The sequence below is a fragment of the Streptococcus mitis genome, assembly GCF_946188695.1.
Classification (GTDB): Bacteria; Bacillota; Bacilli; order Lactobacillales; family Streptococcaceae; genus Streptococcus; species Streptococcus mitis_DF.
The window spans coordinates 77,394-84,807 of the sequence record NZ_CAMHWI010000006.1; the positions used below are offsets into that span (position 1 = coordinate 77,394).

General features: G+C 38.8%; 7 protein-coding genes. 3 read left to right on the forward strand and 4 right to left on the reverse strand.

Annotated elements, in window-relative coordinates; translation table 11 throughout:
• The first annotated feature begins 23 nt into the window (after window positions 1–23).
• Window positions 24–281, forward strand: coding sequence for a DUF3884 family protein (locus N8L33_RS04215; protein ID WP_261058560.1), 258 nt, complete (start codon window positions 24–26; stop codon window positions 279–281).
• 104 nt (window positions 282–385) lie between these two features.
• Here N8L33_RS04215 and N8L33_RS04220 read toward each other — a convergent pair whose 3' ends face one another.
• The 4 genes from N8L33_RS04220 to nrdH form a co-directional block, all read right to left on the reverse strand.
• Window positions 386–1,153, reverse strand: coding sequence for a DeoR/GlpR family DNA-binding transcription regulator (locus tag N8L33_RS04220; protein ID WP_261058562.1), 768 nt, complete (start codon window positions 1,151–1,153; stop codon window positions 386–388).
• Window positions 1,154–1,294: 141 nt separating this feature from the next.
• Window positions 1,295–2,257, reverse strand: coding sequence for a class 1b ribonucleoside-diphosphate reductase subunit beta (gene nrdF / locus N8L33_RS04225; RefSeq protein ID WP_000451386.1), 963 nt, complete (start codon window positions 2,255–2,257; stop codon window positions 1,295–1,297).
• A gap of 188 nt (window positions 2,258–2,445) precedes the next feature.
• On the reverse strand, window positions 2,446–4,605 hold the full coding sequence (gene nrdE, locus N8L33_RS04230) for a class 1b ribonucleoside-diphosphate reductase subunit alpha (RefSeq protein ID WP_261058564.1): 2,160 nt from the start codon (window positions 4,603–4,605) through the stop codon (window positions 2,446–2,448).
• 80 nt (window positions 4,606–4,685) lie between these two features.
• Entirely contained in the window at window positions 4,686–4,904 is a 219-nt protein-coding gene (gene nrdH / locus N8L33_RS04235) for a glutaredoxin-like protein NrdH (RefSeq protein ID WP_261058568.1), read from the reverse strand.
• A 349-nt stretch (window positions 4,905–5,253) separates the two neighbouring features.
• Between nrdH and N8L33_RS04240 the strand changes: the two genes are divergently transcribed.
• Together N8L33_RS04240 and ptsP are read left to right on the forward strand one after the other, a co-directional pair.
• Window positions 5,254–5,517: a phosphocarrier protein HPr gene (locus N8L33_RS04240; RefSeq protein ID WP_000146947.1), complete on the forward strand. Its 264-nt coding sequence runs from the start codon at window positions 5,254–5,256 to the stop codon at window positions 5,515–5,517.
• A gap of 5 nt (window positions 5,518–5,522) precedes the next feature.
• Complete coding sequence (gene ptsP / locus N8L33_RS04245; RefSeq protein WP_125410034.1) at window positions 5,523–7,256, forward strand: phosphoenolpyruvate--protein phosphotransferase; 1,734 nt, start codon at window positions 5,523–5,525, stop codon at window positions 7,254–7,256.
• Window positions 7,257–7,414: the final 158 nt, after the last annotated feature.

Sequence of the window (7,414 nt, forward strand, 5' to 3'; positions counted from 1 at the left end):
ATAGAATTCTAGTGAGGTAAAAGATGTTCAAAGATTTTATCCAATCTATTTATGAAAAAGTTTATATTATAAATTTCGAAAAATGCTCTCAAACACCGTGTTTGACGAATGAAGAATTGAAAAGTCTCGGAAAATGGTATGTCTCGACTGGTAAAGAATGGATTTGTCATTCAGATTATGAGCTGGAAGAATTTAAAAATATCTTTTTAAATTTTATCAATCCTGAAGAATGGGATAATATCTCCTTTGATTCAGATTTTATGCCGTTTCAACAATCATAAAGAATCTAGGAAACTCTTTGTAAAAATCTTCATCCAAAAATGCGTCATATCAAGATTCTTATTTTCTTGATATGACGCATTTTATTTTTTATCAATCCTCAGTTTTATGGTTTAGAAAGAATAATTTTTGTTTGTTTTGAAAGTTGGTCGTACGTTTCTTTGCTCAGTTTAGAATCTGAAACGATGGTATCAATATCTGAGATATTGTAGAAGGTGTAAAAATCAAACTTATTGAACTTACTATTGTCAGCTAGTAAGTATTTTTTATTGGAATTATTGAGGGCGATTCGTTGAGATTCACCTTCCTCTTCACTAAAGGTCGCAATCGCATTGTCCTTAATACCATTACAGCTAACGAAAGCTTTAGAAAATTGGAGATTGGATAAGTTTTGCAAGGTTAGTGTTCCCACAAAGGCTCCAGTGATAGAGCGGTAGTTTCCACCAATTAAAATCAAATCTGTTAGTTTTCGTTCGTTTAGGATGAGAAAGACTGGTAAACTGTTTGTTACAACACGAATATTATCGATTGGAAGTTCACGGGCAAAAGATTCCAATGTTGTTCCTGGCCCAATAAAAATAGTTTCCCCTTCATCGATTAAATGGCCTGCAAAACGGCTAATTTCTTGTTTTTCTGCGATTTGTAAGCTTTGTTTTTCAATATTGGAACGTTCATTATTTAAAATGGAACCTGTGCGAATTTTTTCAGCTCCTCCATGCACACGAACAAGTAAATCCTTGTCAGCTAACTCTTGTAAGTAGCGTCTAGCAGTCATATCAGACACATCCAAGCGAGTCATGATTTCTTTTACAGTAATAGTTCCCTTTGTATTTACCGTTTCTAGAATATTATCTAGTTTTTCCTGCTTTAGCATCGTTATCACCTCTATTTCTATTACTATTTTATCATAAAGTATTCAATCAATCAATTTAAAAAACAAAAGAAAACAAAAACAAAAATATCATGGTTGTTTTAAACAAACCATGATATTGATATCACTTCTGAAATTGTTGACTTAGTCTAAACCGTAGTTGTAGTCATCGTCTTGCATAGCTTCAACTTCACCAAGAAGGTAACCGTTTCCGACTTGAGAGAAGAAGTCGTGGTTGGAAGTTCCTGTTGAAATACCGTTCATAACGATTGGGTTGACATCATCAGCTGAATCTGGGAAGAGTGGATCTTGTCCCAGGTTCATGAGTGCCTTGTTGGCATTGTAGCGAAGGAAGGTTTTGACTTCTTCCGTCCAACCAACACCGTCATAGAGGCTCTCTGTGTAACCTTCTTCATTCTCGTAAAGAGTATAGAGCAGGTCGTACATCCATTCTTTTAGCTTTTCTTGCTCTTCTTCAGGTAATTCATTAAAACCAAGTTGGAATTTGTAACCAATGTAGGTTCCGTGAACAGACTCATCACGAATGATCAATTTGATAATTTCAGCGACGTTGGCTAGTTTATTATTACCAAGATAGTAGAGAGGAGTGAAGAAACCAGAGTAGAAAAGGAAGGTTTCGAGGAAGACACTGGCAACTTTCTTTTCAAGTGGGCTACCGTTTAGGTAGATTTCGTTGACGATTTCAGCCTTCTTTTGTAGATAAGGATTGGTATTAGTCCATTCGAAAATTTCTTCAATCTCAGCCTTGGTGTTCAGGGTAGAGAAGATAGAAGAGTAAGATTTTGCGTGGACAGATTCCATAAATTGGATGTTATTGAAAACAGCTTCCTCGTGCGGTGTACGGATGTCTGCGCGAAGGGCTTGAACCCCAGTTTCAGATTGCATAGTATCCAAAAGTGTCAAACCACCAAAGACTTTTCCGACCAAGTCTTTTTCTACATTTGATAGCTTTCTCCAGTCATCCAAGTCATTTGACAAGGGAATACGTGTATCGAGCCAGAATTGCTCCGTCAGTTTTTCCCAAGTTGATTTGTCGATGACATCTTCGATGGCATTCCAGTTAATGGCTTTGTAGTAAGTTTCCATTTGAAATCTCTTTCTGTGTTTAATATTGCGAACTCACAATTATTTCTATTTTATCATAATTCCAGAGGAGTATCGCACAAAAAGTCGGAAGCCCGACTTTTTGTTATTTCATAGTATAGATGCTTATTCCAGCTTAGCATGGTGAATAAATCACTAATCTGAGAAAATGTAGTTTCCTCAAGCAAAGATTAAATCACACAGCTTTCACACTGGTTGGCACCGACTTCTCCACCATCATCTGTAAAGGTACGGACGTAGTAGATAGACTTGATACCCTTGTTAAAGGCATAGTTACGAAGGATAGACAAGTCACGTGTCGTTTGTTTGTTTTCTTTCTTCCATTCGTAAAGACCTTTTGGAATGTCACTACGCATGAAGAGGGTGAGTGAAAGTCCTTGGTCCACATGCTCAGTCGCAGCAGCGTAAACATCAATCACTTTACGCATATCCATGTCGTAAGCAGAAGTGTAGTAAGGAATGGTTTCTGTTGACAAGCCAGCAGCAGGGTAGTAGATTTTACCAATTTTCTTTTCTTGACGTTCTTCGATACGTTGCGTAATCGGGTGGATAGAAGCAGAAACGTCGTTGATGTAGCTGATAGAACCATTTGGTGCTACAGCAAGGCGGTTTTGGTGGTAAAGTCCATCTGCTTGAACCTTGTCGCGAAGTTCAGCCCAGTCAGCAGCGCTTGGGATAAAGACATCTTTGAAGAGTTCTTTAACACGGTCTGATTTTGGAACAAATTCGCCAGTTACATACTTGTCGAAGTAGCTTCCGTTAGCATAGTCTGATTTTTCAAAGTTATGGAAGGTAATACCACGTTCTCGCGCGATATTGTTTGATTCTACCAAAGTCCAGTAGTTCATGAGCATGAAGTAGATGCTTGTAAATTCAACAGACTCAGGCGATCCATATTCAATCAATTGTTGGGCAAGGTAGCTGTGAAGTCCCATTGCACCAAGACCAAAGGTGTGGGCTTGACTATTTCCATGGTCGATAGTAGGGACAGCTACGATGTGTGAACTATCTGTAACGAAAGTAAGGGCACGAACCATAGCACGGATAGAACGACCAAAGTCAGGTGAAGTCATCATGTTGACTACGTTGGTTGAACCAAGGTTACATGAAACGTCTGTTCCCATTTGAAGAAATTCTTGAGCATCATTGATCAAGCTTGGTTCTTGAACTTGAAGAATCTCAGAACACAAGTTACTCATGATGATTTTTCCATCAACAGGATTTGCACGGTTAGCCGTATCAATGTTGACTACATAAGGGTAGCCAGATTCTTGTTGCAATTTAGAAATTTCAGTTTCCAAATCACGCGCTTTGATTTTTGTTTTGCGGATGTTTGGATTTGCGACCAATTCATCGTATTTTTCAGTGATGTCAATGTAGTTGAATGGCACACCATATTCAAGTTCTACAGAGTATGGGCTGAAGAGGTACATTTCTTCATTTTTACGTGCTAATTCGTAGAATTTATCTGGTACTACAACACCAAGTGAAAGGGTCTTAACACGAACTTTTTCATCGGCGTTTTCTTTCTTAGTTGAAAGGAAGGCGATGATATCTGGGTGGAAGACATTGAGATAGACAACACCAGCACCTTGACGTTGACCCAATTGGTTTGAATAAGAGAAGCTGTCTTCGAAGAGTTTCATAACTGGTACGACACCAGAAGCTGCTCCTTCATAGCCTTTGATAGGTGCGCCAGCTTCACGAAGGTTGCTGAGGGAAATTCCCACACCACCACCGATACGTGAAAGTTGGAGAGCTGAGTTGATAGAACGTCCGATAGAGTTCATATCATCTGTGACCTGAATCAAGAAACATGATACCAATTCTCCACGACGAGCACGACCAGCATTCAAGAAGGAAGGAGTAGCTGGTTGGTAGCGTTGGTGGATGATTTCATTGGCAATATCAATTGCAATCGCCTCATCACCGTCAGCAAAATAAAGGGCATTGAAGAAGACGCGGTCTTCCATACTTTCAAGGTAATATTCACCGTCGTTAGTCTTCAAAGCATATTGATTGTAAAATTTATAGGCAGCCATGAAAGACTTGAATTGGAAGTTTTGGTCTTTGATAAATTGAGCCAATTCTTCCAAAAATTCTGGACGGTATTTCTTGATAAAGGCTGTTTCGATGTAGTTGTGTTCAATGAGGTAGTTGATTTTATCTTTGATTGAATCAAAAACCATAGTGTTTGGAACTACATTTTCTTTAAAGAAAGCATCCAAGGCTTCCTTATCTTTATGAAGCATGATTTGTCCATTAACAGGACGGTTGATTTCGTTATTGAGACGGAAGTAAGTCACGTCTTCAAGATGTTTTAATCCCATAAAATTTCCCTTATCTAATTACAAAAGAAAGGCTTCTAAGTTAGCCCTAGAAGCAGTTTCTTCTGGATGATGTACTAAGATTATGCTAATTGTTTCAGTTTTCCTGGTTGGAAACCTGAAAAGACTTCAGTTGGTGTTTGGATAACAGGAGCTGCGCTGAAACCGAGCTCTTTAACTTGATCGATGTACTCAGGTTGCTCATCGAGATTGATTTCTTTGTATTTAACGTTATTACTGTCCAAGAAACGTTTGGTCATCTTGCATTGGACACAGTTATTTTTAGAATAAACGGTTACCATTGTGTAACTCCTCTTTCAAAATAGATTACTTTCTTAGTATATCAGAAATTAAAATTTTGTCAACGATTTGAAACTAAATATAGTGGTCTGTTTTTGTACATAACTAAACAAAACACAATATGTAGTGTTTGTTTTGGGAAATAGTGATAATTCTCCTATAAGTTGTTTTTGGAAAACTATATCCTGTGTTTTGTTATCTAGAATAGAAGATTTTCAGGAAGTTATCTGAAAGGAAATCGAATAAATCCCATAAAATGCTTGAAAAAAATCCTAGAAGATGATATAATACCAAATTGTAAGGGTTATCACATATAACTCAAAAAAGAAAGAACAAAAGGAGAGTCAAACTATGGCTTCTAAAGATTTCCACGTAGTGGCAGAAACAGGTATTCACGCACGTCCAGCAACATTGTTGGTACAAACTGCTAGCAAATTTGCTTCAGATATCACTCTTGAGTACAAAGGTAAATCAGTTAACCTTAAATCAATCATGGGTGTTATGAGTCTTGGTGTTGGCCAAGGTGCTGACGTAACTATCTCAGCTGAAGGTGCAGATGCAGATGACGCTATTGCTGCAATCTCAGAAACAATGGAAAAAGAAGGATTGGCATAAGGAAAATGACAGAAATGCTTAAAGGAATCGCAGCATCTGACGGTGTTGCAGTTGCAAAAGCATATCTACTCGTTCAACCGGATTTGTCATTCGAGACTGTTTCAGTCGAAGATACAAACGCAGAAGAGGCTCGTTTGGATGTAGCTCTTGAAGCTTCTCAAAACGAGCTTTCTCTTATCCGTGAGAAAGCTGTAGGTACGCTTGGTGAAGAAGCGGCTCAAGTTTTTGACGCTCATTTGATGGTTCTTTCTGACCCAGAATTGATTGGTCAGATTAAAGAAACAATTCGTGCTAAGAAAGTCAATGCAGAAGCAGGTCTTAAAGAAGTGACTGACATGTTCATCACTATCTTTGAAGGTATGGAAGACAATCCATACATGCAAGAACGTGCAGCGGATATCCGCGACGTGACAAAACGTGTATTGGCAAACCTTCTTGGTAAGAAATTACCAAACCCAGCTTCAATCAATGAAGAAGTAATCGTGATTGCACATGACTTGACACCATCTGATACAGCTCAATTGGACAAAAACTTTGTAAAAGCTTTTGTAACTAACATCGGTGGACGTACAAGCCACTCAGCTATCATGGCACGTACACTTGAAATTGCAGCTGTATTGGGAACAAATAACATCACTGAAGTAGTGAAAGACGGTGATATCCTTGCCGTTAACGGAATTACTGGTGAAGTGATTATCAACCCAACAGATGAACAAGCGGCAGAATTTAAAGCAGCTGGTGAAGCTTATGCTAAACAAAAAGCTGAATGGGCACTTTTGAAAGATGCTCAAACAGTGACTGCTGACGGTAAACACTTTGAGTTGGCTGCTAACATCGGTACTCCAAAAGACGTTGAAGGTGTTAACAACAACGGTGCTGAAGCTGTTGGACTTTACCGTACAGAGTTCTTGTACATGGATTCTCAAGACTTCCCAACTGAAGATGAGCAGTATGAAGCATACAAGGCTGTTCTTGAGGGAATGAATGGTAAACCAGTAGTTGTTCGTACAATGGATATCGGTGGAGATAAGGAACTTCCTTACTTCGATATGCCACACGAAATGAACCCATTCCTTGGATTCCGTGCCCTTCGTATCTCTATTTCTGAAACTGGAGATGCAATGTTCCGTACACAAATCCGTGCCCTTCTTCGTGCTTCTGTTCATGGTCAATTGCGTATCATGTTCCCAATGGTTGCCCTTTTGAAAGAATTCCGTGCAGCTAAAGCAGTTTATGAAGAAGAAAAAGCAAACCTTCTTTCTGAAGGAGTTGCAGTTGCGGATGACATCCAAGTTGGTATCATGATTGAAATCCCTGCAGCAGCGATGCTTGCAGACCAATTTGCAAAAGAAGTAGACTTCATGTCAATTGGTACAAACGACTTGATCCAATACTCAATGGCAGCAGACCGTATGAACGAGCAAGTTTCATACCTTTACCAACCATATAACCCATCAATCCTTCGCTTGATCAACAACGTTATCAAGGCAGCTCACGCTGAAGGTAAATGGGCTGGTATGTGTGGTGAGATGGCTGGTGACCAAAAAGCTGTTCCACTTCTTGTCGGAATGGGCTTGGATGAATTCTCTATGTCAGCAACATCTGTACTTCGTACACGTAGCTTGATGAAGAAATTGGATACTGCTAAGATGGAAGAGTACGCAAACCGTGCCCTTACAGAGTGTTCAACAATGGAAGAAGTTCTTGAACTTCAAAAAGAATACGTTAACTTCGATTAATGTCATTAACCTTGTAACCTAGTTGCAAGGTTTTTTTGACGCATTTTAGAAAAGTATAGTCTTATAAAGTACACTTTTAAATGGCTCTTTGTCAACTGTAGTGGGTTGATGAAAAGCTAAGCTCGAGAAAGGACAAATTTCGTCCTTTCTTTTTTGAT